This window comes from Sporolactobacillus terrae DSM 11697 (genome assembly GCF_000648615.1).
Classification (GTDB): Bacteria; Bacillota; Bacilli; order Bacillales; family Sporolactobacillaceae; genus Sporolactobacillus; species Sporolactobacillus terrae.
On sequence record NZ_JFZC01000041.1, the window covers coordinates 47,933 to 74,317 of the forward strand.

At 43.7% G+C, this 26,385-nt stretch carries 22 protein-coding genes, 2 pseudogenes and 1 riboswitch; of the genes and pseudogenes, 13 read left to right on the plus strand and 11 right to left on the minus strand.

Going from position 1 to position 26,385, the window contains the following annotated elements:
* The first annotated feature begins 211 nt into the window (after window positions 1-211).
* Window positions 212-2,017: a glutamine--fructose-6-phosphate transaminase (isomerizing) gene (glmS, locus tag AA84_RS0108785; protein ID WP_028976893.1), complete on the plus strand. Its 1,806-nt coding sequence runs from the start codon at window positions 212-214 to the stop codon at window positions 2,015-2,017.
* 540 nt (window positions 2,018-2,557) lie between these two features.
* On the opposite strand, the gene AA84_RS18380 is transcribed toward glmS, so the two are convergent.
* Window positions 2,558-2,965 carry a TetR/AcrR family transcriptional regulator gene (locus tag AA84_RS18380; RefSeq protein WP_051577888.1) on the minus strand — a complete coding sequence of 136 codons (408 nt, stop codon included), beginning with the start codon at window positions 2,963-2,965 and terminating at the stop codon, window positions 2,558-2,560.
* 180 nt (window positions 2,966-3,145) lie between these two features.
* Between AA84_RS18380 and AA84_RS0108795 the strand changes: the two genes are divergently transcribed.
* Window positions 3,146-4,423, plus strand: a complete 1,278-nt coding sequence (locus AA84_RS0108795) for a YhgE/Pip domain-containing protein (protein ID WP_028976894.1) — start codon at window positions 3,146-3,148, stop codon at window positions 4,421-4,423.
* A 154-nt stretch (window positions 4,424-4,577) separates the two neighbouring features.
* Here AA84_RS0108795 and AA84_RS0108800 read toward each other — a convergent pair whose 3' ends face one another.
* From AA84_RS0108800 to AA84_RS0108820, 5 genes are all read right to left on the minus strand, one after another.
* Complete coding sequence (locus AA84_RS0108800; RefSeq protein WP_081791753.1) at window positions 4,578-5,135, minus strand: hydrolase; 558 nt, start codon at window positions 5,133-5,135, stop codon at window positions 4,578-4,580.
* A gap of 12 nt (window positions 5,136-5,147) precedes the next feature.
* Window positions 5,148-6,359: a multidrug efflux MFS transporter gene (locus AA84_RS0108805; RefSeq protein WP_028976896.1), complete on the minus strand. Its 1,212-nt coding sequence runs from the start codon at window positions 6,357-6,359 to the stop codon at window positions 5,148-5,150.
* 89 nt (window positions 6,360-6,448) lie between these two features.
* Window positions 6,449-7,273: an AraC family transcriptional regulator gene (locus AA84_RS0108810; RefSeq protein ID WP_028976897.1), complete on the minus strand. Its 825-nt coding sequence runs from the start codon at window positions 7,271-7,273 to the stop codon at window positions 6,449-6,451.
* A 75-nt stretch (window positions 7,274-7,348) separates the two neighbouring features.
* Window positions 7,349-8,515, minus strand: a complete 1,167-nt coding sequence (gene queG, locus AA84_RS0108815; RefSeq protein WP_028976898.1) for a tRNA epoxyqueuosine(34) reductase QueG — start codon at window positions 8,513-8,515, stop codon at window positions 7,349-7,351.
* A gap of 180 nt (window positions 8,516-8,695) precedes the next feature.
* The gene (locus tag AA84_RS0108820; protein ID WP_028976899.1) at window positions 8,696-9,976 is read right to left on the minus strand and encodes an MFS transporter; all 1,281 of its coding nucleotides are present in this window, start codon (window positions 9,974-9,976) and stop codon (window positions 8,696-8,698) included.
* 604 nt (window positions 9,977-10,580) lie between these two features.
* On the opposite strand from AA84_RS0108820, the gene AA84_RS0108830 reads away from it, so the two are divergent.
* The 7 genes and pseudogenes from AA84_RS0108830 to AA84_RS0108860 all read left to right on the plus strand — a co-directional run bounded on the left by AA84_RS0108830 (window position 10,581) and on the right by AA84_RS0108860 (window position 15,685).
* Window positions 10,581-11,459, plus strand: a complete 879-nt coding sequence (locus tag AA84_RS0108830) for a DMT family transporter (RefSeq protein ID WP_028976901.1) — start codon at window positions 10,581-10,583, stop codon at window positions 11,457-11,459.
* Window positions 11,460-11,685: 226 nt separating this feature from the next.
* On the plus strand, window positions 11,686-12,786 hold the full coding sequence (locus tag AA84_RS0108835; RefSeq protein WP_051577891.1) for a murein hydrolase activator EnvC family protein: 1,101 nt from the start codon (window positions 11,686-11,688) through the stop codon (window positions 12,784-12,786).
* Window positions 12,787-12,941: 155 nt separating this feature from the next.
* A pseudogene (locus tag AA84_RS17495) lies at window positions 12,942-13,303 on the plus strand (iron chaperone).
* Window positions 13,304-13,588: 285 nt separating this feature from the next.
* Window positions 13,589-13,837 carry a hypothetical protein gene (locus AA84_RS0108845; RefSeq protein WP_028976903.1) on the plus strand — a complete coding sequence of 83 codons (249 nt, stop codon included), beginning with the start codon at window positions 13,589-13,591 and terminating at the stop codon, window positions 13,835-13,837.
* A complete protein-coding gene (locus AA84_RS17500; protein WP_232057196.1) occupies window positions 13,834-14,115 on the plus strand; it encodes an aspartyl protease family protein in 282 nt (93 codons plus the stop codon). The genes AA84_RS0108845 and AA84_RS17500 overlap by 4 nt, the downstream gene beginning before the upstream one ends.
* A 326-nt stretch (window positions 14,116-14,441) precedes the next feature.
* Window positions 14,442-14,684, plus strand: a pseudogene (locus AA84_RS19390) (hypothetical protein); the annotation flags it as partial.
* A gap of 128 nt (window positions 14,685-14,812) precedes the next feature.
* Entirely contained in the window at window positions 14,813-15,685 is an 873-nt protein-coding gene (locus tag AA84_RS0108860; RefSeq protein WP_028976904.1) for an AraC family transcriptional regulator, read from the plus strand.
* A 91-nt stretch (window positions 15,686-15,776) separates the two neighbouring features.
* Here the strand turns inward: AA84_RS0108860 and AA84_RS0108865 are convergent, their stop codons facing one another.
* The 4 genes from AA84_RS0108865 to AA84_RS19395 all read right to left on the minus strand — a co-directional run bounded on the left by AA84_RS0108865 (window position 15,777) and on the right by AA84_RS19395 (window position 19,214).
* Window positions 15,777-16,784 carry an SDR family oxidoreductase gene (locus tag AA84_RS0108865; RefSeq protein ID WP_051577898.1) on the minus strand — a complete coding sequence of 336 codons (1,008 nt, stop codon included), beginning with the start codon at window positions 16,782-16,784 and terminating at the stop codon, window positions 15,777-15,779.
* Window positions 16,785-17,465: 681 nt separating this feature from the next.
* A complete protein-coding gene (locus AA84_RS0108875) occupies window positions 17,466-18,314 on the minus strand; it encodes a DUF1129 domain-containing protein (RefSeq protein WP_028976906.1) in 849 nt (282 codons plus the stop codon).
* Window positions 18,311-18,646 (minus strand): PadR family transcriptional regulator, encoded by a 336-nt coding sequence (locus AA84_RS0108880; protein WP_028976907.1) that lies wholly within the window; start codon window positions 18,644-18,646, stop codon window positions 18,311-18,313. Before AA84_RS0108880 ends, AA84_RS0108875 begins: the two co-directional genes overlap by 4 nt.
* Before the next feature lie 478 nt (window positions 18,647-19,124).
* Entirely contained in the window at window positions 19,125-19,214 is a 90-nt protein-coding gene (locus tag AA84_RS19395) for a putative holin-like toxin (protein WP_223362365.1), read from the minus strand.
* A gap of 516 nt (window positions 19,215-19,730) precedes the next feature.
* Here AA84_RS19395 and AA84_RS0108890 point away from each other — a divergent pair.
* Window positions 19,731-20,120 (plus strand): ArsR/SmtB family transcription factor, encoded by a 390-nt coding sequence (locus AA84_RS0108890; RefSeq protein WP_028976908.1) that lies wholly within the window; start codon window positions 19,731-19,733, stop codon window positions 20,118-20,120.
* Window positions 20,121-20,138: 18 nt separating this feature from the next.
* Complete coding sequence (locus AA84_RS0108895; RefSeq protein WP_028976909.1) at window positions 20,139-22,541, plus strand: heavy metal translocating P-type ATPase; 2,403 nt, start codon at window positions 20,139-20,141, stop codon at window positions 22,539-22,541.
* A 51-nt stretch (window positions 22,542-22,592) separates the two neighbouring features.
* On the opposite strand, the gene AA84_RS0108900 is transcribed toward AA84_RS0108895, so the two are convergent.
* Window positions 22,593-23,285 (minus strand): tyrosine-protein phosphatase, encoded by a 693-nt coding sequence (locus AA84_RS0108900; RefSeq protein WP_028976910.1) that lies wholly within the window; start codon window positions 23,283-23,285, stop codon window positions 22,593-22,595.
* Window positions 23,286-23,407: 122 nt separating this feature from the next.
* On the opposite strand from AA84_RS0108900, the gene AA84_RS0108905 reads away from it, so the two are divergent.
* Both AA84_RS0108905 and AA84_RS0108910 read left to right on the plus strand, forming a co-directional pair.
* Window positions 23,408-23,914, plus strand: a complete 507-nt coding sequence (locus AA84_RS0108905) for a hypothetical protein (RefSeq protein WP_010023334.1) — start codon at window positions 23,408-23,410, stop codon at window positions 23,912-23,914.
* Between the two features lie 119 nt (window positions 23,915-24,033).
* A riboswitch (cyclic di-AMP (ydaO/yuaA leader) is annotated at window positions 24,034-24,181 on the plus strand.
* 124 nt (window positions 24,182-24,305) lie between these two features.
* Window positions 24,306-26,357 (plus strand): KUP/HAK/KT family potassium transporter, encoded by a 2,052-nt coding sequence (locus AA84_RS0108910; RefSeq protein ID WP_028976911.1) that lies wholly within the window; start codon window positions 24,306-24,308, stop codon window positions 26,355-26,357.
* The last annotated feature ends 28 nt before the right edge of the window (window positions 26,358-26,385 follow it).

The window sequence follows — 26,385 nt, forward strand, 5'->3', positions numbered from 1 at the left end:
GGAGGAGGTTAATCGAATCATTCGGCGGATGCCTCTCGGTATGCTTGCAACCGTGAGCACAGACCCAAAACAGGAAGGCAACTTTCTGGACAGAAGCTGTGCTGCAAGCGCATAGGCAAGAAAAATAAAAAACAAGTGGGGCAAGACTGCCCTATTCATGATGGTTATTGCATCTTAATATGCATCTTGCCTCACAAGGAGGACATTTCCTATGTGTGGTATTGTAGGTTACATTGGTAACGAAGATGCACGTGACATTTTGCTTAAGGGACTCAGCAATCTCGAATACCGCGGCTATGATTCAGCCGGCATTGCCCTGCTTAATGATGACGGTGTTCATGTATTTAAGGAAAAAGGACGGATCGCCGTTCTGCGCAATTCGGTAGATCCGGCGGTACATGCGACACTCGGCATAGGCCATACACGTTGGGCAACACACGGCCAGCCGAACAAACGCAATGCGCACCCGCACCAGAGTGCGTCCGGCCGTTTCACACTTGTTCACAACGGCGTGATCGAAAACTACGCACAATTGAAGGCAGATTATCTGACAGGTGTCACGTTGAAAAGCGAGACAGACACGGAAGTCGTCGTTCAATTGATCGAAAAGTTTGCCGATCAAGGACTTGGCACCGAAGAAGCACTGCGGAAAACACTGAAGCTGCTCGACGGCTCTTATGCATTTGCGTTGGTTGATGCAAAGGATGACGCAACGCTGTATGTTGCAAAGAATAAAAGTCCGCTCTTAATCGGTCTTGGCGAAGGATTCAATGTTGTTGCCAGCGATGCAACGGCAATGATCCAAAAAACGAAGCGTTATGTCGAACTGATGGATGAAGAAATCGTTATTCTGAAGCGCGACAGCTATACGATTAAGGATCTTGACGGAACGGTCACAACGCGCAAGCCGTATACGGTTTCCTTTGATGCAAATGATACGGAAAAAGGCGCTTACCCGCATTATATGCTGAAGGAAATCGATGAACAGCCAGCCGTGATGCGCCGCCTGCTGCAGGAATACAGCAGCACGGACGGTAAAATCACGCTCGATCCGACGATCACGAGCGCGATCAACGATGCTGATCGAATCTACATCATTGCCTGCGGCACGAGCTACCATGCCGGACTCGCCGGTAAGCATTTACTTGAGACCGTTGCCGGTATACCAACGGAAGTGCATATTTCCAGTGAATTTTCCTATAATATGCCGCTTCTGTCGAAAAAGCCGCTATTCATCTTCATTTCCCAGAGCGGGGAGACGGCCGACAGCCGCGCTGTGCTGGTCAAAGTCAAGAAGCTCGGCTATCCGACACTGACCATGACCAACGTCGAAGGCTCTACACTGTATCGTGAAGCAGATCACAAAATGCTGCTCTTTGCCGGTCCGGAAATTGCGGTTGCTTCAACCAAAGCCTATACAGCGATGATTGCTGTTTTCGCCTTCATGTCGGTAGCTGCTGCACAAAAGAAAGGGACTAAGCTCGGCTTCGATCTCGTTCATGAACTGAGCCTTGCTGCTCAAGGCATGGAACAAATGATCGATGAGAAAGCGCAGCTCAAAGAAGTGGCACGCGAGTACCTCTCGATTACGCGCAACGCTTTCTACATCGGACGCGCGCTCGACTACTATGTCTGCATGGAAGCTGCGCTGAAGCTGAAAGAAGTCTCCTACATTCAAGCAGAAGGTTTTGCCGGCGGTGAGCTCAAGCACGGAACGATTGCGCTGATCGAAGAAGGTACACCGGTATTCGCTTATGCGACCCAGCAAAAAGTCAACAACAGCATTCGCAGCAATGTTGAAGAGGTTGCCGCACGCGGCGCCCACACGTGCATCATCAGCATGGACGGAGTCACGAATCAAAAAGGCGACCGAATCGTACTCCCGAACGTGCATCCAGTCCTAGCACCACTTGTTTGCGCCGTTCCCCTGCAGCTAATTGCGTACTACGCAGCCCTGCAGAACGAATGCGATGTCGATAAACCACGTAACCTAGCAAAATCAGTTACGGTGGAATAAAAATAGAAACAGGCAAGTACATACTCGTGTACTTGCCTGTTTTTTTGTTTTTGATAAATAGGATTGCGTTCTTAAAGAAGCAGTGGTCGCGGAGCTACGTTTCCCATACTCCGGTTTGGTAGAGCACTTCCATGGTAAGGAAGGGGTCATCTACTATGGTGGTGGGTATTGTTCACGGTAGGATCGGACAGAACTCCCCTCTTCTCACCATTACGATTTATCCATCAACTGCGTACAACCGTCTGCTTTTTTAATTATCAGTTGTACCGTCCAAAAAAAGTTCTTTACTGTACCTGATGAATAAGTTGGTAAATGAATTGAATAGTGTAATATTGAACATGGCATTTTAGTCCATGTTTTTTTGTGAAGAGATGCTCACAAGAGATGTAAGTGAAAATTGATTTTCTAAAAAATTTTCGAATCAAGGTTCAGATCAATTTTTGAATGCTTCGAATAATTCCTGTTTGTCTGTCGACAGAAAAACTTTCTTCTGAATTTAAATAGTATTTACCTGTTGTGATGGCTATGTTTACAAGAATTTCAATTTCTAATGGATCGGTTACTTTTGCGTGCTTTTTCAAATTGACTGACTAATAATTTAGAGAACTCCTCCTCGAAATCAAATTCTTCAGTATGAATGGTAAATAGTGCTTTTAAAAGTCGAACATTTTCTTTTTTCTTAAGAAAAGAATCGATTAAGCTGTTTAATCTTATATTTGTGCCTATCAACCGTTGATCCAACAGCAATTTATATCTTTTTAAAACCTGGACTGCTAATTTCTGAGCCAAGTCATATTTATCTAAATAATGGGCATAAAACGTTTTACGGTTTATTTGCGCCTTATTTGCAATTTCACTAACAGTTACCCTTGAAAAGCCTTCGGTAAGTGTCAATTCAACAAAAATATCTTCAATCCATTTAATCGTTCGTTCACTACGTAAATCCATAACTTTTCCTCCATTACCTATGTTTACGAAACAATTTAATCAAAAGTGTGGCATAGATCTCAAATACGCAACTTCTGACCATTTTATTTTAAACGTAGCCGGTTAGAATAAAAAATGTCAAGCAAGGAGGTCTTAAGATCAGTCATCTACGCGACACGACCAAAAGGAGGATACTGTTAAATGAAAAACAAATTAATTTGGGTTATTCCCATTGTAGCATCTCTAATCTTAATGGTTTTATCTACGGCTTTTTATCCGGCCTATAATCCTAAAGCTAAAAATATACCTTTAGCTGTTGTTAATAATGATCATGGAGTAGAAGCTCAGGGTAGTGAAATCAATATTGGGAAACAATTAGTTGATACGATGACTTCAAGCAAAAATGGTAATAATACAATAGAATGGCATAAGATAAAGAATGAAAAAGAGTTAACTAAAGGTCTGAAAAATAAAGAATATGTCGGTGCCATTATTATTGACAAAAACTTTTCTCAAAACGCCATGAGCTACAGTCAAAGCATTATCATAAAGCAGAAGCAAGCTGAAATGAAAGAAAAGATAGACTCAGGTCAGTTAAGTAAAGAACAAATTGAAAAAATGAAAGAGCAAGTATCACAAAGCTCTGAAAATCAACTAAGTAAACCACAGAATGCGGAAATAAAGATTGTAGCAAACGAGGGCGCAAACCCACAATTAGCACAAGCTGCTACGCAGATACTAAGTGGAATGACGACTAAAATCAATGAACAAATCAGTAATCAAAACATTCAAATTTTATCAGATCATAATATTGATGTACCCGGGTCGGATATAAGGAGCTTAAAAGACCCAATCAAAGTTGATAGTCAATCCATTAATAAGATTAAAGAACATCAGGCGAGCGGTAATGCGCAAGGCGTTATGTTTACGCCCATTTGGTTAGCTTCAATGATTATATCTGTTTTGACTTTCTTCGTTTTTAGAAATAATGATAAATTATTGAGTACAAAACAGAAAAGTAAAAACGCAATCTTATTACCAATCGGAATGATTGTTTCAAGTTTTATTGGTGGATTTGTCTATGTCTACTATACAGATTGGGTTATGAGCTTCGACTTTAATCAGCCGGCTATAACTGCAGTATATATATCATTTGCTATAGTAGGATTTTCATCATTACTTGTTGGAATCATGTCTTGGATTGGGTTGGCAACAATTCCAATTTTTATCCTATTCCTATTCTTTACAATACAATCTGTAATGTTACCAAAACAAATGATTCCTGAATTTTATCAAAACTATATTGTTCCATGGAATCCATTTGGACACTATATGTCAACGTTAAGGGATATTCTGTACACAGGAGCTGACTTAACAAGTAATGGAACAATCTGGATGTTCCTCATCTTTACGATTCTAGGATTAGGATCATTGATTATAGCAACTTATGCTAAGAAGAAGAGCATCGACATTAAGTAAATACGAAACGTGTAATAATGGTATAAACCTGAAAAGTAAATAATTATTATTTGAAACAGCCGCATTTTTCAATGGAAAAATGCGGTTTCTTCTGTCTTTTGTAGTTAATAAAACGTATTATCGTTTACAGCTATATCTGAACGATAAATCACAGTTATTTCAACATCGCCAGCACTTCGTCAGTTGTTCGGACTTTACCGATTCGCGGGAAAATATGGGTGATGCAGTGATCATGTTCTTCTTTAGTTGATGCAGTCATCGCATCTTCGACAAAGATTTGCTGATAGGCGCGCGCATATGCTTCCCGCGCGGTCGTATCAACACCAATACCGGTTGAAATACCGCATAATACAAGGGTATCAATGCCGCGGCGACGCAGCTGCAAATCTAAGTCGGTTCCAAAAAAAGCGCCCCATTGCCGTTTGGTTATTCGGTAGGTCTTTTGAAAAGCATCCAGCTCAGGTACATAATGATCCCATCCATCAGGAAATCCCGATGCGGATCGATTTGCATCGGTTTGCGGAACAAACCAATCCTTTCCATCAAAGGAAGAGACGCGTACAAGTGCAACAAAGGCCCCATTTTTCGTAAATGTGTTCATCAGTTTCGTTGTCTTTTCCACGACTTGTGCACCTGTGTATGGGGCATGCTGACTGTTGACAATCCCATTCTGCAGGTCAATAACGACTAAGGCTGTCTTATCTTTATTCATTTTCATCGCTCCTTAACCTATGTGTTGTGTTCGACTGGGCTGCGCGGCGATTTGCCGATAGACGCGACAATAAACCCACAAGCCATTCACGAGCAGCAGTGCGGCAGTGACAAAAAAGACCGCACGAATACTTAACCATGCAGCAATCTGGCCGCCAAAAACCGATCCACCGAAAACACCTAAATACATCGCGGACATACTAAAACCGAATACGCGTCCGGTCAGCGCGGTGGGGGTAATTTTGCGAATCATAATATTCACGGAAGGCATTAGCCCGCCGGCCGTAAGCCCGAACAGAAATCGAAGCACGATTAATTGCCATGGCGCGGTGACAAAAGCTTGCGGGATAAAAAGCAAGCCTGCCGTAAACAGCGTAATGACCATGACCTTATGCGCGCCAATCCGATCGGACAGCTTCCCTAAGCGCGGGGCGGCGAGGATATTCGCGAGCCCTGACGCTGAAAAAGCAAGCCCGGACAGCAGGGCAAGATGGCTGCTGTTTGTCAGATGTCCCATGAATACCGTCACAATCGGCTCAACGGAATATAAGGCGATGGTCAAGATAAATGCGGTCACAAACAGGGTAACGGTCAAACTTTTTTCCGGGATTTGATGCCAAATCTCCTTGGCGTGACGTACTTTTTTATCGGTACGCTGAAACGATTCCTTGACGAAGAAAAGCGTCGTAAAAAAGGAGACCATCATCAGTGCTCCGGTCATAAAAAATACATTTTGCAATCCGAAATGTTCACTAAGAAATCCGCCGATGAGCGGACCGAGCAGCGAACCGGCTATGTTGGCGGTCGAAAGTGTACCTAGCGCCCAGCCGGCATGTTCTTGATCCGTTTGCGTAGCAATCAGCGTCGTACAGGCTGTGCTGTAACCGGTGATCACGCCTTGTAAAAGGCGCAGCCCAATCAGTACAGTGACATTGGGGGCAAACCCCATGCAGCCGATCACGATTGCCATACCCAGACTAGCTCGAAGCAGCATAGGCTTTCGGCCAAACTTATCGGCCACCGACCCCCAAATGGGTGAGAAAATGGCCGACAAAATAAAGGTACTGCCAAATGCAATGCCGGACAGTTGAGCGACTGCCGCTTCCTGACCCACACCAAGATGTCTGATGTACAGCGGTAGCACCGGTGCAATTTGGCTCATGCCAATGCCTGTCGCAAACATGCCAAACCAGCAAACTACTAAATTTTTTTTCCAAATCGGCATGATCTGAGCCTCCGCGATTCAACGATAGGATGAATAATCACACCCATTAGTCTAAACACAGATCAGTGGCTGATCCATAGTTGATCCTGTTATCCATGGACATTTTTGCTGTAATAGTCGATTGGACTTATCCCTTCGGATCGTTTAAATAGCCGACTAAAATAAAATTCATCAGCAAACCCAAGCAGATGCGCAACGTCCTTGACCTTGTGATCGCCGTCAAGAAGCAGCTCCTTCGCCTTGTCGATTTTCATCTGGTTAAAATAAGAAATAACGGAGGAACCGGTGCTTTCTTTAAAGATCCTTGTTAGGTAGGTTGGTGACAATCGTATAAGCTCGGATAGTTCATTCAAGGTAATATGCTTCGATAAATTTTTTTGCATATAGTCGACAATTCGCTCCACCTTTAGCGAACTTGCGAAATTCTGATTCTGTTTCCTGACATTGTCTGCAATGGCGAGGAACAGTTGCTGCAGCAAGGTGCGTGCGGCAAAAGGATATCCGGGTCTTTTCTGGTCCCAGCAGTCGGTCAAGCGTCGAAACGACGCTTCTACCTCGTAGGCATCCATTAATTGTTTCCCCAGTTTCTTCATCAGCTGTTTTGTGCATTCATGGATTATCCACTGATTTTGACTCCATTCCACCTCCGCGCAGCTAAAATGAACCGATAAAAAACCGCCGGGTCCCGCTTCAGGTTCAAATGTATGATGGAGCCCGGGGCTGATGTAGCAAAGCATGCCTTTTTTTATTGAATAATGTCGCTTATCAATGGCGATCGTTCCGGAACCGCCAGTAAAAAGAATGAGTTCGTGGTGGGACAGTGTACGGTTTATTTTGCGCGGGGGACGCTCCTTATCATCAAATGATCGATGGTTGCAATAATGAATATGGAAAAAAAGTTGGTCGGACAACATGACCTCACCGGCTTTCCAAAGTATTGGATGGCTACTTTAATCGGAATTCCCAGCGTTTTATTTTTGTGATGCTGATTAACAGTAGTTGTCTTTTTCAGCATCCAGCTTTGCCTTGATCCACTGGTGAACTTTTTCATCCTCTTCTTTCGCAAGCAGGTCTTCGAAGGATTGAATCATATGTGCGCGCATGTCCGGTTCAAGGCGATCCCACATTTGCTGAAGTGCCCAGGTGACCGTGCGCCGGATCACCGGACGCGGGTCATCGTGAAGCAAGCGAAGCAGTTCCGGTGCCGCGGCAACTTCCTTATAGTTGCCGAGTGCAACAATCGCATTGCGCTGAATCGGCTTTTTTCCTCGCCACGAACCGGAAAGTTCACCGAACGTTTCTTTAAATGCACGATTGGAAAGCGATAACAGCGGTGCGAGAAGGGGACGGGAAAGTTCCGGGTCCGGCTCCATCTCCTCATGAAAATGGCTGTCCACATCACGATTGTACGGACAGACCTGTTGACACATATCGCAGCCGTAGAGTCTATTGCCGATTGCTTTCTTATATTCTTCCGGAAGTTCCTGCTTCGTCTGGGTTAAGTAGGCAATGCATTTCTTGCTGTTAAGCTGTCCGCCCTGAACCAGTGCACCGGTCGGGCAGTGATCAATGCAGATTGTACAATCGCCGCACAGGTCGGTCGCCGGTTTGTCCGGAGGAAACGGAATATTGGTCAGCATCTCGCCAAGATAAACATAGGACCCGAATTCTTTCGTAATCAGGTTGGTGCTTTTCCCCGCCCAGCCGATGCCGGCACGTTCAGCCACTGCCCTATCTGACAGTTCCCCGGTGTCGACCATGCTTTTGAACTTAGCTCCCGGAACCGTTTCAACGAGAAATTCGCCAAGCTTTTGCATGCGGTTACGCAGAATCGTATGGTAGTCCTGTCCCCAAGAAACCCGGGCAAAAGCACCACGGCGATGACCTTTCGTGTTTGCCGGGCGCTCGGCCATTTTCTTCGGGTAGGCCATGGCGATTGAGACAATCGACTGCACGCCGTCCATAAGCAGCGACGGTTCAGTTCTTTTTTCGATATCCTTCTCCTCGAATCCGGACTGGTAACCGAGTTCCCGCTGCCGGTAGAGACGTGCCTTTAATTCCGTGAATGGATCGTCCGTTGTGAAGCCAATCTTGTCCACACCGATTTCTTTACTATATCTGATCAGCTGTTCTTTCAGCTCTTGAAAATCCGTCATTTCTATTTATATCCCTTCATTGCTTGTCACTTTAAAAAACAGCATACATGCGTTCAAAGCAGCTGATCTCATGATAACGTGATTGGCGGACGTCGGCAAATCAACGCTGAAAGCCTGCTTGAAAGTTGCGCATAAAAAAAGTTTTGCCCCCAAACATCGTGTTCGAGAACAAAACCAGTATTAGGGTGTTGCTTCTAACTTTTTCATCCAAACAACAGATAATGCACTGACAATTCCAGAGAACAAGACATAGAGTGTGAGCAACAACGGAGAGCCGCCGCCTGCCTCAAGCAGTGCAGTGGCGATGATCGGCGTAATTCCACTGGCAAAGATCCCGGAAAACTGGTAGACGAAAGACACACCGGTATAACGAACTTTCGGATCAAACAGCTCTGAAAAAAGAGCGGCCTCCGGACCGTAAACAATTGGATACAGAATCCCAAATGCAACGACAAGTGTCAGGATGATGACAATCATATTCCCCCCGGACTGTCCGAAAAGCCAAAAGGCAGGAATAGCAGAAAGGCCGACAAGCAAGCTGCCCCACAAATAGATACGGATTCTGCCGACACGATCTGAGAAGTGACCAAATAAAGGGATAAAGAAACACATGACCAACGCAGCGACGGACACACTGAGAGTCGCTGAAGATCCGGACAGTTTGACGTGATGCGTCAGATAGTCGATGGAGAACACACCCATCACATTGAAGAAAACGCCATCAATGTAACGTGCGCCCATTCCGGCGATGATCTTTTTACTATTCCCGTCTTTCCACATTTCTTTGAATGGGAGTGTGGTCTCCATATTGTTTTCTTTCACTTCTTGGAATTCCGGGGTCTCTTTAACCGAGATGCGCATCCATAGTCCGGTAACGACCAGGATGACACTGAGACCAAATGCGATTCGCCAGCCCCAGGCAAGAAATTGTGCTTGAGAAAGCAGACTGTTTAATATACCGACGACGCCGGAGGCAAGCAGCAAGCCCAAAGCCAAACCGATTTGCGGAAGGCTGGCATATAAACCGCGTTTGCGTGCCGGAGCGTATTCGTAAGTCATGAGGACGGCTCCGCCCCATTCGCCGCCCAGGCCGATTCCTTGCACCACACGAAGCAAGAGCAAAATAATCGGTGCCCAAATACCGATTTGTGCATAAGTCGGCAATAGCGCAATGAGGCATGTGCTGATCCCCATAATCATCACAGTCAGTACCAGCATTTTTTTGCGACCGAGTTTATCGCCAAAATGGCCGAAGATGATGCCACCGATCGGTCGTGCGAAAAAACCAACGGCAAAAGTTACGTAGGCAAGTAGTGTAGATAAAAACAGGTTGTCGCTGGGAAAGTAAAGATGATTAAGCACCATACTTGCCACGACACCATACAAGAAAAAGTCGTACCACTCAATCGTCGCGCCGATGATGCTGGACGCAACGACAGGTAATAATTTTGGCTGATTCAATGAAAAAACCTCCTGATTTTCTTTTTTCCTGTGTCACCTCTTGTCATGGATTCCTAAAAAGGAAAGGATAGCATGTGAAGAAAACTCACGTCAATTCATTTGCTCCAGGCTGAGGAGGGCATGAACTGAGATATAAACAGCTGGGCATGTCGATTCTAGCCAATATTAGAACAACATGGTTTGAACACCGCGACGGTCGGAACGGAGCAGAGCAATTCTTAAACACGTATTATCATTTTTATCAAAATAAAGAAGTGGACGCAAAAGAGTTTATGCGATTTACGAAAGCTTATTTCGCTATGAAAAACGATGCCATGTTCCATGGATGGTTAGCAGCCCAATAAGAAAAGCGCAAGGAACGTGCAATCTGTTCATCCGGAACGAGCGGATTGAAAAAGAGGATAGAGAGAAAATGATCAACAAAAAATACAGAGAAAAGAGTAAAATAGAATCATTCAATGATTAAAACGGCGAGGGGATATCGGTGATGATTTATGCACCAGCAACAGAATGTGATGTTCCTGTTCTCCGATAATTTAACGGAGAATAGTCTCCGTTAAATTCGTAATGAACGACTGAATAATTACGAAAGCGGAGAGAACAAATGAAAAAAAATAAAATTTTCGGCGCTTTATTTTTAAGCATGGCCGCCAGTATTTGGGGCGGTATGTTTGTTGTTGTTAAAGTAGTAGTCGCCTATATTCCACCCATTGAATTGGTCTGGCTGCGCTACCTCATCGCTGTTGTTGTATTATTTGCCATCGGCTGCGCGCAGCATGTAGACTGGCGCGTGAAACGAAAGGATTGGCCCTTAATCCTTTTGATTGGCGTGATCGGTAATGCGCTGTCAATCGTAACGCAAGAGGCCGGCACATGGCTGTCTTCAGCACAATTGGGCTCTGTAATTACAGCGGCTACACCAACATTTATGATTTTATTTGCAAGGTGGCTGCTCAAAGAACGATTAACTTGGGCAAAAATAGCTTCTGTGGCACTGGCAACAATTGGCGTACTTATGATTGTTGGGATCCATGCGCTTGTTGTGGGCAAATTACTTGGTGCAGCTTTTTTAATGATTGCTGCGCTAACTTGGGCGTTCATGTCGGTATTGGTCAAATTGGTTCCTGGTGACTACTCACCCGTACAGGTGACAACCCTTGCAACAGCAACGGCTCTGGTTTGCCTTTCACCGATTGTTTTATTGCAACGTTCCGCGGTGCAGTGGCACTATCTGATGCAACCCAAAATCATCCTTTGTCTGTTATATCTAGGTGTTATTTCAACGGCGGTTGCTTTTGTGATGTGGAACCGTGGGTTACGGTTAATGAATGCCACCGGTTCGGGTTTGTTTTTCGTGTTTCAGCCTTTCGTTGGGACGTTTTTAGGGTGGCTTATTTTAGGCGAAGCAATAGGATTTGGTTTTTGGGCGGGTGTGCTCCTCATTTCAGCCAGTATCTGGATCACTATCCGCTATTCAGATTGATCTTTAGTTTCTAAATCTAGTAATGATGAGGTAAGGACGGATGATTTTTGATCCGTCCTTTTCTATTGATCCATTAATCAATTTTACGTCCATTTGTCATTAAATTGTTATCGAATCATGTCTTGTTGTGTCACATTAAGTTGTTAAGATGACAACAAAAGATCCTGCTGAGGGTATTCGCCTGAAGCGATATAAATAGAGAATACGACTAGAGGGGAAAGGGATCATGAATCGGAACTACATACATACCGCAGTAGCACTGGTGCTGGTGCTTTCCTTAATCATGGGCTACAGCGTTCATGATGTCCATGCATCAGATCAGCAGATTTCAGAGAATCAGCAACAACAAGATGGACTCATCAATCAACTGAAACAGACCGACCGTCACGTGAAAAAGATCAAAGCAGATGTAACTGAAAAACAGGAAAATCTCGCAGAAAGTCGTGAAAAATCAAAGTGGATGAAAGTAGAAATTGAGCGGCTGAACGCGCAGATCGACAGCAGAGACAAATTGTTAAAGAAACGGTTTCAAGCCATGTATTTAAATGGCGGGAACATGAACTATATCGACGTGCTTCTCGGATCAGAAAGCTTTGGCGATTTCATTGATCGGATGTTCGCCTTAAAGACAATCTCGGATAACGATCAAAAATTACTAAACGCGCAAAAGCAAGATCAGGCGAATCGTGCCGCGCAACAAGAAGAACTCGCTAAGGAACAGAAACAACTCGAGAATGGTTTAACTGAATTAAATGATTTGAAAGAGGAGCTTCTTAAAAAGGAAGCGGATCAGCGCAATCAATTGACGTTATTGAAAAAAGAAGCATCGAAAATTAAAGAAAAAGAAATGGAAAAAGATGAAGAAAAAGATGTTTCAGAAGCGCAAACGCATGCCTTAGCTAGTGAAAACGTCTCCGACAGTGATGCAGCATTTATCAAACCGGCGCAAGGCTATATTTCTTCTGGATTCGGCAAACGTTCCTTTGATAACAGTTTCCATCCGGGCATTGACATCGCAAACAGTGAAGGAACGCCGGTACAAGCAGCTGCCGACGGCGTTGTGTTCAGAGCCTATCATTCGTCCAGCTATGGAAATGCGGTCATGATTTCGCATAAATTCAAAGGAAAATTGTTTACAACGGTTTATGCTCACTTAAGCAGTTACGAAGTCGCAACAGGCGAACGCGTTGCGAAAGGTCAAGTCATTGGCAAAATGGGCAATACCGGAGAATCGTTCGGCTCACATCTGCACTTCGAACTGTATGAAGGCCAATGGAATCCACCGCCGCATAATGGTGCCATTGATCCGATGAAGTTTATTCAGTAAAAGGATTTGGAAGAAACGAGAGGGATCTTTTCATTCCTCTCGTTTTTCGTTACTCAAATTCAAAGTAAAGAGACGCAGGATCATTGATCTAACAACGTATGGGTTTGAGGATCTTTCCTGAAGGGTATAATTTAGTTTTTAGGAGGGGGAACAACATGAACGTTTTCGCAGATTATTTAGCGCGTATTGATAATCTTCAGCATCGAGATCGGACGGAAGAAATTTTGGCCTAAAATTCCCACAATTAGTGCCGGCCATTAAGTGGAATCAGCCGATGTTCACCGATCACGGCACCTATATTATCGGATTTAGTGTAGCCAAAAAACATCTGGCTTTTGCGCCTGAACAGGTAGGGATTATTCATTTTTCTAATGAAATTGTGCAGGTCGGCTATGATTACACCAAGCAGTTGGTACGTATTCCGTGGGATTGTCCGGTGGATTTCTCGTTACTTGAAAAAATGATCGCGTTCAATATTTCAGATAAAGCGGATTGTTCAACTTTTTGGCGGAAATAAAAAATCGGATGATTAAGAATTAACACCACGAGTATCAATTTGATCAAATAATTTTCTGAAACAACATACCTTGATGAAATTGTATCAATTCAAGCATGAAATCTATGGGTACTTAATGGAATAGCTGAACGAGTATATAATTTTTCTTACATCGCTTCTCATTTCAATGGCGGGATTCGTCTTAATGCTATTGCGAAAAACGTCTTTATGTGCATTTATCAGAACGAATAATTTAAGTTATAATAGGAGTGTGCTCGGGTAAAAGAAAACAAGGAGTGATAGAGAATGAAATGGGAAGAAGTTCGTAAATTATACCCAAATCAATATGTAAAACTCAATATCCTTGACTTTTACTTAGAAAACGATAAAAAGATTGTAACGGATGTTGCATTAATTAATCTTATTGAAGATTCTCAATTAGCTACAAGAGAGTTACTTAAATCAAAAGGTGATACCATTGTTTATCATACAGGGTCCGAAAAAATCGTTATTGAAGTGAGAATCCCTACTGGTTTAAGAGGTATGAGATTATGAAGTTAGAATTAGTGAATCATTTGCTTGCAGTCAAAATGACGATTTCTTATAAAGGAAAATCGAAAAAAATGGATAAGCTTGTTGTTGATACTGGAGCAGCTCATACTCTTATCTCATCCGACATTGTTAATGAAATAGGAATTTACTTTGAAAACGGAGATTCTCTAGTAAGTGCATACGGAATTGGCGGCGAAGAATATTCGTTCCGAAAACCAGTTGATATTATTAAACTAGGTACACACAAAATACCAGAAATAAAGCTAGATTTGGAAATTTAGATGATTGGGGTATCAATGGTCTCATAGGACTTGATATCTTAATGAATGGGAAATGTATCATTGATTTAGAAAGATTAGAATTAGATTGTTAATATAAGTCTGGAGATAGGTGGAAACGTTCTTAAAATCACATCCATCAACATCACGTACTGTTATCAGTTGCTGCGTTCATAGAGTCCTCTTCTCATTCATTCGAGTCCTCAATAAAATTATTCATCTGTCTCACCATCTTTCAGTAATTCACTCAAGGTATACTTAATTAATGTAATCGAAACAGAATCCCCATACAATGAATGATAGTTCAACGGAAGAATGCCGTTAATGTCGTAGTTAAATGTTATTTGGCTGTTGCGCCTGAACAGGCAGGGATTATTCATTTTTCTGATGAAATTGTGCAAGCCGGCTATGATCACACCAAGCAGTTAGTATGTATCTCGTGGGACCAGCCGGTTAATTTCTCATTGCTGGACAAAATGATCGAATTCAATATTTCGGATAAGGCGGACTGTTGTAACCGTCAAGTAGTTTTGAACACTTTTCTCTTTGAAAATTCTAGCCTATTTCCGTAGGGTCAATGATTACGAAACAAATTTCTATCCAAGGACATGCCATGTACACCCGATAATAACCGTCTCCTTTTCATCGGGTATCGGTTCACGATCGTTATTATAATGAATGCATGAAGGAGGAACTAGCGGTGCTGAAAAGTATGAACGAGGCGTTAGATTACATTGAATCACAATTAAATGGCGAGATCGAGGACAACAAATTGGAGAGAATAACAGGAACTTCTGTTTATCATTTTCGAAGAATGTTTTCATTTCTTTCAGGGATGACCTTAGGTGAATATATCCGTAATCGAAAATTATCTAACGCCACGTTTGACCTGCTGCATGAAGGAATGAGTGTCACAGATACAGCATTCAAATATGGTTATGCATCTGTTGATGGATTTTCGCGTGCCTTTCGGGACTGGTCGGGCATTAGTCCTTCAGAGGTTAAAAAGAAAAACATGCTTAAAGCATTTCCAAAGCTCTCCTTTCAGTTAACCATACGAGGAGGAATAGATATGGATTATCGAATCGAGAATAAGGATCCATTTAAGATTATTGGGGTGAAGAAGAGAGTTCCCATTCAATTTGAAGGCGAAAATCCGGAAATTATAAAGTTAGCTAAACGTATTACACCGGAACAAAGAAAAAAGCTGCACAGCTACGCAAATATGGAACCAAATCAGGTTGTGAATGCCTCCTATAATTTAGATGAGGGATGTATGGAGGAAAAAGGCAGTCTTGATCATATGATTGGCTGCTTAACGACAAAAGAGTCAAATTTTGATGAGTTTGATGTAGTCGAAGTACCCGCTCTAACTTGGGCGATATTTTCATCTAAAGGGGAATTTCCAAAAATCATGCAAGAAACCTGGGCAAAATTCGCTTCAGAATGGCTTCCTTCTTCAGATTGTGAATTAGTTGATGCTCCAAACCTTTCATTTACAGGAGATCTGTCTGACAGGAAAAATGTTTATAGTGAAATTTGGTTCGCGGTGAAGAAGAAAGGGAAAATTTAAGCTGTTCATCCCTGCCACTGACTCATCTCGGTATTAAAAAACGAGAGAACGTATTCTTTTTCCCTCGTCTTTAATAGATAACTTCTTAAAGTTAGGAATTTGTTGATTCTCCACCATCTACATGGAGAACTTGCCCAGTAACATGCCGAGAATCATCGGATGCTAAATAAACAAAGGTAGGGGCGACTTCGAAGGGTTGAGCCATGCGATTAAATAAATTCGATCCGTGCAAGGCATTTTCATCAGAAGAAAAGCTCGCCGGAATAAGTGGCGTCCAAACACGACCAGGTGCGATCGCGTTGACACGAATCTGACGTTTGGCAAGGTTTTTTGCTAAAGAACGGGTCCAGCCAACAATGGCAGCCTTTGTAGCTGAATAATCAATTAACAACGGTTCACCTGCGTAGGCGACAACTGAGGCAGTTCCAATAATTGAACTGCCTCCTTTTAAATAGGGGAGCGCAGCTCTTGTCGTATAAAAATGAGAATAAATATTCAGTTTAAAGGTTTCATCAAATTGTTCGTCCGTAATAGCCATAAGATCATTTTGCTGAAACTGAATCCCGACATGATTACATAATACATCGAGCCTGCCAAAGGTTTTCATTGTTTCATGTACAATGTGCTCACATTGTTCTTTTTTTCGAAGATCGCCTGGTAGTAGAAGACATCTTTGGCCAAACGCCTCAATTCTTCTTTTTGTTCGATTGGCGTCTTCGTGCTCATCTAAATAAGCAATCGCAACATTTGCCTTTTCCTTTGCAAAAGCAATCGCTGCTGCTGCCCCCATTCCACTGTCACCACCAGTAATAAGAGCCACTTTGTTTTTTAATTTTCCACTCCCTTTATAATGCGGGTTTTCAATAATGGGTTTTGGAACCATTAAATGCTCAAGCCCAGGTTGCCTCAATTGTCTTTGCTCGGGTTGAGTCAAGGGGACCTCTTCATAGCGAGTAATTTTTCCATACGCCGGATAAAGTGGATACGGATCTTGCTTTTTATTGTCTTCAAACCATTTTTGATAAGCACGAATTTGCTCAAGTTCTTCCTTAGATAATGATTGATGATGCTGTGGGTTATGCTCATTTTGATTATTCATAACGAATGCCTCCTCCATTTCATAGGCTATGATTAGCCATCTTCTGATGTGAAGAAAAGCTGGCTGCCTGTTCAAACGAAGGAGGTGACAACAAGATGCGCATTGAATTTATGCCTCAGGTCACACGGTTATTGGAAAATGTGAACGCTGAATTAAAGATGGATTATTTACAGTATAGCTGGCCCACCCCAACTATTGTTGTTAGACCCCCTTACTACAGCCATCCTGTCTATGAAGCCTATTATCCAAACCTATAATGCGATCGATCAGTGGGAACTTTCTGCCCCGTTAGGTGGGGGAAGATACAGTGAATTTTCGAAAAACCCGTTTAATCATCATTAATCCAAAACTGGGCTGAATCCATAGGGATTTAGTCTTTTTTAACAGGTAAAGAAAGTACATGATTTTGTCCTGTTTTCAAGCCAATAGACCAGTGTCTTGGCCAAGAATCAAAGCGGAGGGGCGAGACGCCTGCGGGATCGCGCTTAGTTGATGCGTGCCAGCGAGTAATCGAAGCGATGATTCAGCACCGAAAAGACACGAATCCATCACACATGGCTGGAGGTTAAGGACCGGGTGCTTTTTGCCCGGTTTTTCTTATTTTCTAATCAATATGGGAAACTGGGGCACGATTATTTTAATCAAACGTTTGATTATACGCTGCAAATAATAGGGAATAGGCTACTCTTTTTCCGCCCTTATGTTGACATAGGTGATCACCCAATTGAGAATGAGTCCGAACCCGATGCAAACAACTGCAGTGATGCGTCCATTGCGGCTAGCCAACCAGTCTTCCGTTAGCGGCAGTCTGGAAAGGATTCCAATCAGACCCATAATATAGACTGGAGGCAGAAATGACCACCAGATTTTTCTGTCTTCCTTGTTGCGACGTAGGGCCGCGATCGTTAGCCCGACGAGCAAAATCGTGATCATCAGAATGCCGACCGGGCTCGCTAAATAGAGCGTAAGCAGGGGAGGCGTCAGGACATGTATCAAGACAAATAAGCCGATAATGAGCATGCAAGCCAACCAGAGAACTAGGAACGACAGTACTTTGCTCTTAACTATTTTTGCATAAATACTTCTGTGCAGGACATGAAAAACAATCCCAACAACGATGAAACTCAACAAGCCATTCAGCATGAGCACAAGAAAATTGATGCCTTTTCCGGGAAGAGTCAAGGCGTTCAGAAGCTCAAAAAATGAGCTGATACCGAAAATTATTCCGGTCAGTTTCATAATTTCTTTCCAGCTGGCCTTGCCAAGATTATGGATCAACGCATCGGCGGCTTTCTGAGGACTTTTTCCAAAAAATGCTTCGGCCGATTGTCCGTCATGTTGCGCAGAAAGGATATCCTGCAAAATCTGCATTAAGAGACTTTCAACTTCGTGATCATCATAAAATAATCCGGCAGTACGGATATACGTAAGCAAATCCTCATAATACGTTTTGTTCTCTCCCATCAGTTCTTCACGCAACTGATTATTCAGCTTCACCATGGCTTCAACGGTAGGCGTATGCTTACTCATGGTCGTCTGCCTCCTTTTATACGAATTAGATGATTGACATTGGATACAAGCTGTTCCCATTGGTTCATAAATTCCCGGCAATGATTCATTCCTTCAGAAGTGATCTGATAATACTTTCGATCCGGACCATCCGGCGAAGGCTTCATTCTGCTTAAAAGATAATCCTTCTTTTCCAACTTCTGTAATAGTGGATAAACGGTTCCGGCTGTAATTTCTGTAAAGCCGTAGTTTCTTAATGTCTGAACCAGTTCATAACCGTATACTTCATCCTCTGAGACAATGAGAAGGACGCACCCTTCAAGAACACCTTTTAACAATTGCGTTTGTTTCACAGGATCACACCTGACTTCACCTATAATGTAATACCTACTAGTGTTGTTTTTATTGTAGAGGAAACCGGCTATTTTGTAAAGCATAATAGATGATCCATTAGCTATAACCTGAATGTGAAATCGGCAGTGGATGACATTGTGAGCAAACCATAGGCTGTTGTCGTTAATTGTTGCTGTGGAATATTTGTGTTCAATTGACCCTGGGAAACCAAAACGAGAATCGTTTCATAAAGCATCGTAACGAATTACGCCAGGCATTTACTAAGTTTTAGATCAAATCAAGAAGAACTACTAAAAGCAAAAATCAATACCCATGTTAATTACTGCAAAAATGCGTATAATGTAATTAATAACAAAGCAAAATAAATCCGTTGGTGTGAGCACACCAACGGAAGAGTGACAGCAAAAATCGCTAAGCGATCATAGCGCTGCATGAATCATGAAAAGGTAATTCACACAGGCTGGCAAACCGGGTGGATTACTTTTTTGTTTTATCTTTAAACGACAGTATCATGATAATCAGTATGCTGAAACTGATCATCAAGCTTATTGCCTGATATGTCGTCATGAGCGCGCCCCCTTTCTCCCGAAGCGTCGGATTCACCGAACACCAACAGAAGCAGCAGAGCAGCGCTCCCACCCAGTTCATTTTGTTGTCTCTGCTATTATAGCTTGGATCTATTACTACTATTTGTTATCTTCTGCTCGACTTTAATAGACTTTTGAAATTCAAATTTTTTATCTAACTTTTGCACTTATATGGATCAAAAAACACCTGCGAATCTTTATCCTTATTGGACTTTTGGCTGTTTCTACTTGTAAAAAAGTAATAGTGTATTTTGTTCTTTTTAACACTGCCTAAAAGTCTCCACAAGTCTTTTCAACGTTCATCTCATGAATGAGCTATTTTTATATGTATACTACGATGTGATGGAAACCTTTTATTATATGGTCATTTTTGTAATCGCTTTAATTTTTTATCTTATCGCTGTTCCCAAGCATTAAACAGTCAAGCGATTGTTTGACTGTTTTCCATCCACGGCATATACTATAGTCAAATGATTATTTGATTGAGGTGAATCGAATGAGTCAGCAACAGGATGTCTGTGAAGTGACCTGTATTCATAAAGACAAGGTGATGCGCCTTAGGAAGGAGCTGGACGGCAGTCGTTCGGATCGTGTTTCCGACCTTTTTAAATTATTGGCGGATCAAACGCGGGTGACGATTGTTCATGCGTTGGCGCTTGAGAAGGAGTTATGTGTCTGTGACGTTTGTGCGGTAGTTGGCTGCTCCAAGGCAACGGCATCGCACCATTTGCGGTTGTTGAAAAAATGGGGGATTGCCAAGTCGCGCAAAGAGGGAAAGTTTGTTTATTATGCTTTGAATGATGAGGCTGTCCGGCAGTTGGTCAAACTTACGTTTTTACATGAAAGATCAAAAGAAGGCCAAGCCGATCAGGAACTGGCTGAATAAGAAAAGAGCTGCGTGAGCATGAGAATGATAAAATTAACCCCCGTCCATTCTGCAAAGCATTGTACCTGTACAAAATGCAGTCATCAAGAGCGGCATGAATGTGTTCAGAACCAATGTACCTGCTGCGCGTGCTATGAAACAGAGGGCAGTCTTGCTGTGAAAGCGGCTGACTGTTCGTGCGGCAGTTCAGATGAAGAGAGCGAAGACCATTGCTCAGAGGATGACGATGATTGCTGCCGGAATGAGAAACATCATGAAGATGACTGTTGTGACGATGATTGCTGCCAGGACGAGAAGCATGAAGAAAACGAGCCGCACAATGAGGATAAAGAAAGCTATAAGATCGAGGGAATGGATTGCGGAGCATGTGCAAAAACGATTGAAAAACATTTGAAGCAATTCCCGGAAGTCCAAGATGTGACGGTGAATTTTTCGTCGGGGAAAATGTCCATTACGCATACGCTTACGGCTGAACGTATCCAAAAAGAAGTAAGCAAACTCGGCTATCAGGCAATGTCTGAAAAGCAAAACGGATCGGGAACGCCTCAGCGTACGCACGCGAATAAATCACTTTGGGAAATCGTGCTTTCCGGGGCAAGCATCGCTGCTGGATTTGCTTTATCATTCACCGCGCTTCCTGATCTTTTACAAAATCTCTTATTTGCGGTTGCGTTGATCATTAGTGGTCGTCAGCCTGTGCGAGGTGCCTATTATGCGTTAAAGAGCCGTTCACTTGATATGAATGTTTTAATGTCCGCGGCGGTTATCGGTGCGGTCGGCATTAATCAATGGTTCGAGGCAGCTACAGTCGTTTGGCTGTTTGCATTGGGCGCTGTATTAGAGAACCGATCAGTCGAAAAGACGCGGCGTTCCATTGGCGATTTAATGACGGTCGCGCCTTCAACGGCATGGATTAAGTTTGGAAATCAACTCGTGAAAAAAGGAGTTGGGGAAGTCGCGGTAGGCGAGATTATGGTTGTGAAACCGGGTGAGCGAATTCCACTCGATGGTACGGTCATGCGCGGCGAGTCAAGTGTGGATCAGGCGCCGATTACAGGAGAATCAATTCCCGTTGACAAAAACCAGGGCGACTCCGTTTTTGCCGGTACGCTTAATGAAAACGGGACGCTTGAATGCCAAGTGACACAACCTTTTTCAAATACGGCCATCGCGCGAATCATTCAAATGGTCGAGGAAGCGCAAGAGAAGCAATCCCCGACGCAAACATTTGTCGAACGTTTTGCCCGAATTTATACGCCCATTGTATTTAGTCTTGCACTTGTTCTGATGATCGTCCCGCCTTTGTTTGGCTTAGGCTCATGGAGTATATGGTTCTATCGTGGACTGGAATTGCTTGTCGTTGCGTGCCCGTGTGCCTTGGTGATCTCAACGCCTGTAGCGATCATCTCAGCAATTGGCAATGCTGCCAAACAAGGCGTTTTGCTAAAAGGCGGCGCTTTTTTGGAGAAAGCCGGTCATATCGAAGCAATTGCGTTTGACAAAACCGGCACGATTACCGAAGGGAGACCAACCGTCTCGCAGGTTCTTCCCTTTACTGGGAGCGAGACGAAACTGCTCGCGCTTGCGAAGACGCTTGAGGACTACTCTACGCATCCAATTGCGCGTTGCCTATCGGACTATGCAAATGAGAAAAAAGTACTTGCACTTGCCGGTGAAGCGTTTAAAAATATCCCGGGCAAAGGCGTTCAGGCGAACGTAGCAGGTACCATTTATTATGCCGGAAGTCAAAAATGGTTCCGTGAAAAAAAAGTCGGTACTCTGGATCAATATGCACAGGTACAAGCCTTCGAGAAAGCCGGTCAGACGATCGTTATGATTGGAACGGATCGGGCATTAATTGGTGTGATTGCTGTATCGGATACCATTCGTCCGACAACCGTTGCGGCGATGGATCAGTTGAAAAAAATCGGCGTTCGTGAATTGGTGATGCTGACAGGTGATCACCACACAACGGCACAACAAGTGGCCGATGAAGCAGGCATTACCCGATTTTTTGCTGACCTGCTTCCTGAAGATAAAGTCAAGTCAATTCATGAACTGCAAGGCTCCGGTTTGAAAACGGCCATGGTTGGTGATGGCATTAATGACGCCCCGGCTCTTGCCAACGCAGATCTTGGCATTGCCATGGGCGGTGCGGGAACGGATACAGCCATGGAAACGGCCGATATCGTTCTCATGGCCGATAACTTACAAAAGCTGCCCTTCACCATAGCCTTAAGTCGGAAATCGTTAAGGATTATTAAACAAAATATTGTCTTTGCTCTGATCGTCAAGGCGGCTGCACTGTGTTTGATTTTTCCAGGCTGGCTGACGCTTTGGCTCGCCGTATTCAGTGATACCGGGGCCGCGTTACTCGTCATCCTCAATAGTCTGCGTTTGTTTCAACATAAGGCTCAGTGAAACGACCGATACAAAGAACGAGAGAATGCGTTTCTCTCGTTCTTTTCTGTCTTAAAACAGCTTATTTTTTAAAGTTGTAATCGTTTCATGTTGCAAGCCTACTTTTTGAAGATAGTTGTCGATCGTTCCGTAGGTCTTAAAAAAGTGGTTCAGCGTCTTTTCCATATATGCCATGTCGGAGCGGCCGGTGAAATCGGGAAGTTCCGGATGTTCCTGCAGCAATTTGCGTATGCGCTGTCGCAAATAGGTGTAGGAGACTTGATAGTCCGCGAGGATGTCACTGACGCCCACACCGGCTATGAGCAGCAGCAGTGCGGCGACAACACCGGTGCGGTCTTTGCCGACGTAACAGTGGATGAAAACGGAGCCTTTTTGCTGAGCAATAATGCCGAGAATTCGCTTGACCGCTGGAAAATCAGCCAGCATTTCTGCGTACAGTAAAGGAACCTCGGCTTTCGAGGCCGGGTTGCGATTGCCAAAGGCGAATGGGCAATGGAAGTAGGCAAAATCAGCAGATTGTTCAAAAGCGCTTGGCATCCGCTCCGTTTCCGGTTTTGAACGGAAGTCGAGTGCAGTTGTGATGCCTAGATCCTTCAATAATGCAAGATCTTCTTGGGTAAATGCTTCGGGTGCATCGCTGCGGATGATTTTTCCGAATGCGGTTGTCCTGCCGTCCTTCGCTCGATAACCGCCCAAATCGCGCGTGTTGACCGTGCAGGAGAGGTGAATTCGTCGTGTTGGCATAGGTGCACCTCACTGATTTTATTCAAAGCTAAGCATTACAATTCCTTTCTCATTATAACATGCGGGGACCCGTTCAAGGGCCTATGTTACAATAGCTGTTAGACAAAATTGGAGGTTTTTTCATGAAAAAAATAACGAAACTGATCGTCTGTATGGCACTCACCGCTTCGCTGATGGGATGCGGGCAAGAGCGTGCAGGTGATCAAACGAAGGGTAAATCCTCCAACTCAATATCAGCGGATGTACAGTTAAATCAAGACGGTGCAACCCAAGCGTCATCCTCAGATGCAGGCGCATCATCCAGCCAAACCGCTTCCGAAACCAGTTCGGCTTCAACAGCAAGTGAATCAGAATCGGCTAGCTCGACGTCTTCTGCGGCAGACGTCTCGACTGCAAGTTCATCATTTGTTGCCAATACAGATGAAGCCATTCAGGTGCTGAAAACCCATCTGAAAGAAGGACAGGACTCAGATATAAGTTTTAATGCGCTCGGTAAAGATAAGAAAAAAGATTCAACGGGATTTTATTACCTTATTCGTGAAGAATCAAAGGAACTTGTAGAAAGAGGCGGATCGGGCACGGTAGGTATTTACCGGGTTTATGAAGATGGGAGCTACGCAGTCAACTAATGGCTTGCTTGACCCTACGTCATGCCTTGCGATCGGACGCTCGAAAGGGCCACATCCGCTGCATTGTACTTCTTTACATCATCAACAGTCAAGCGTATAATAACCTCGAAAATTAAATCATTCTTTATTCGCTGAATCCGTCAGGAGCGGGGGAACCAACTTTGTGATGCTGGGCATCACTTGGGGTGAATCCTTCAATGTAAGGACGGGCTACTCTCATGGCCCGAATCCGACAGCTAACCTCGTAAGCGTTAAGAGAGAGGGTGTGAACGCATGATCGAAATAAAACGTCGACCATAGAGTTGATCCTCTGTGGTCTTTTTGTCGTCCCATTTTTTAATAAACGGCCCGTGATTACAGAAAAAATTTTTGTGAGGAGATCAACACGATCATGGCGAATAAAATGAACCGGCACCTGTCGCTTGGCGGGATGCTGGTGACTTTGGGGATTGTTTATGGAGACATTGGAACGTCGCCGCTCTATGTGATGCAGGCGATTCTATCGGATGCTGAAGGAATACGGCATGCCGTACCCGACTATATCATCGGCTCGGTTTCGCTGATTTTCTGGACGTTAATGATTATTACAACGGTAAAATATGTGATCATTGCCATGCGTGCAGATAATAATCATGAAGGCGGTATTTTTGCATTATATGCATTAATTCGCAATCGAGCACGTTGGCTGATTTTTCCGGCACTCATCGGTGGGGCAGCACTTCTAGCCGATGGGACCTTAACCCCAGCTGTGTCGGTAACCTCAGCGATTGAGGGATTGAAAGGACAGCATATCGGTTCTTTTGAATTCAGTGAGAATCAGCTTGTTGTGGTTCTCGTGGTTACAGCAATTTTATTAGGGGTTTTCTTGATTCAGCATTTTGGAACGGCCGCGATTGGACGCTCATTTGGACCGATTATGCTTCTATGGTTTGTCTTTATCGGTGCCACGGGTTTTATCAATATGCTGAGTCATTTAGAAATTTTAAAAGCACTGTCCCCATATTATGCCGTTCAATTTCTCTTTAGTCCGGCAAATAAAGCGGGTGTTTTTATTCTCGGCAGTGTCTTTCTGGCAACGACCGGGGCGGAGGCGCTTTATTCGGATATGGGTCATGTGGGTCGGAAAAATATTTATGGAAGCTGGCCTTTTGTTTCGCTGATGCTGATGCTGAGCTATATGGGGCAAGGTGCGTGGGTGATCGGCCATTATCAGAATCCGGCCTATCGTCATTTACTTGATGTGAATCCTTTCTATGAGATGTTGCCGGATCATCTGCGTTTTGTAGCGATCGCGCTGGCGACTTTTGCCGCAATCATTGCTTCTCAAGCGTTGATTACCGGCAGTTACACCTTGGTCAATGAAGCGATTGGTTTGAAATTTTTGCCGCGAATGGTGATCAAACACCCAAGTACGGTACGCAGTCAGATTTACATTTCAGCCGTCAACGGGTTTCTATGTGTCGTTACGCTTAGTATTGTCTGGTTGTTCCAAACGTCGCGGCATATGGAAGCAGCTTATGGTCTATCGATCACCATAACGATGTTGATGACTACGATCCTTTTGTTTGTTTTTGTGAGAGATCGGTTCAATCAGACCCTTGCCTTGTGCATGGCTTTATTCTTTGGCTCGATTGAGACGCTGTTTTTACTTGCAAGTCTCGTCAAGTTTGTCCATGGAGGCTATTTAACGCTCCTGATCACACTATTGATTCTTGCGGTTATGGTGGTCTGGTATTTCGGCAATAAGCTGCGTGAGAATTATGAGAAGACAAGTGAAAATGTTTCGTTGATGGACTATCGAAAGCAATTGATTCAACTCAGCAATGATCATGCGGAACCGATCTATGCAACGAATTTAGTTTACATGACCAAAGTCGGCCCGGGCTACAGCATTAAACGAAAGGTGCTGTATTCCATTCTGGACAAACGACCGAAACGGGCGAAGGTCTATTGGTTCGTTACGGTTAATGAAACGGATGCGCCATATAGGAGTCAGTACACCATCGATATGCTGGGGACACGTAATATCATTAATGTACAGCTCTACCTGGGCTTTAAAAATTCGCAGCATGTGAATGTCTATATTCGCCAAATTATCAACGATTTGATTGATCAAAAGATTATCGACACGCAATATCCAAAATACACAACACTCAAGAATCGCCGTGTCGGAGATTTTAAGTTTGTCGTTACGACCGAGCAATTGATGGACCTGGCGACCGATCCAAAAATGAATCGTTTGAATCGTTTTCTGATCGGAGGGCGCATTTTTCTGCAAAACATCACGACTTCTCCAGCGATTTGGTACGGTTTGAAATTCAGCGAAGTGGTTGAAGAACCGATTCCGCTGATGCTTTATGATCCGGAAGTATTGCGCTTACAGCAAAAAGGAGTTCGGCATGCAGTGAAAGACATGACCAACCCATCAACAAAGAAGCAATAAAAGGGCTTTATGCTGTATGAAACGGGGA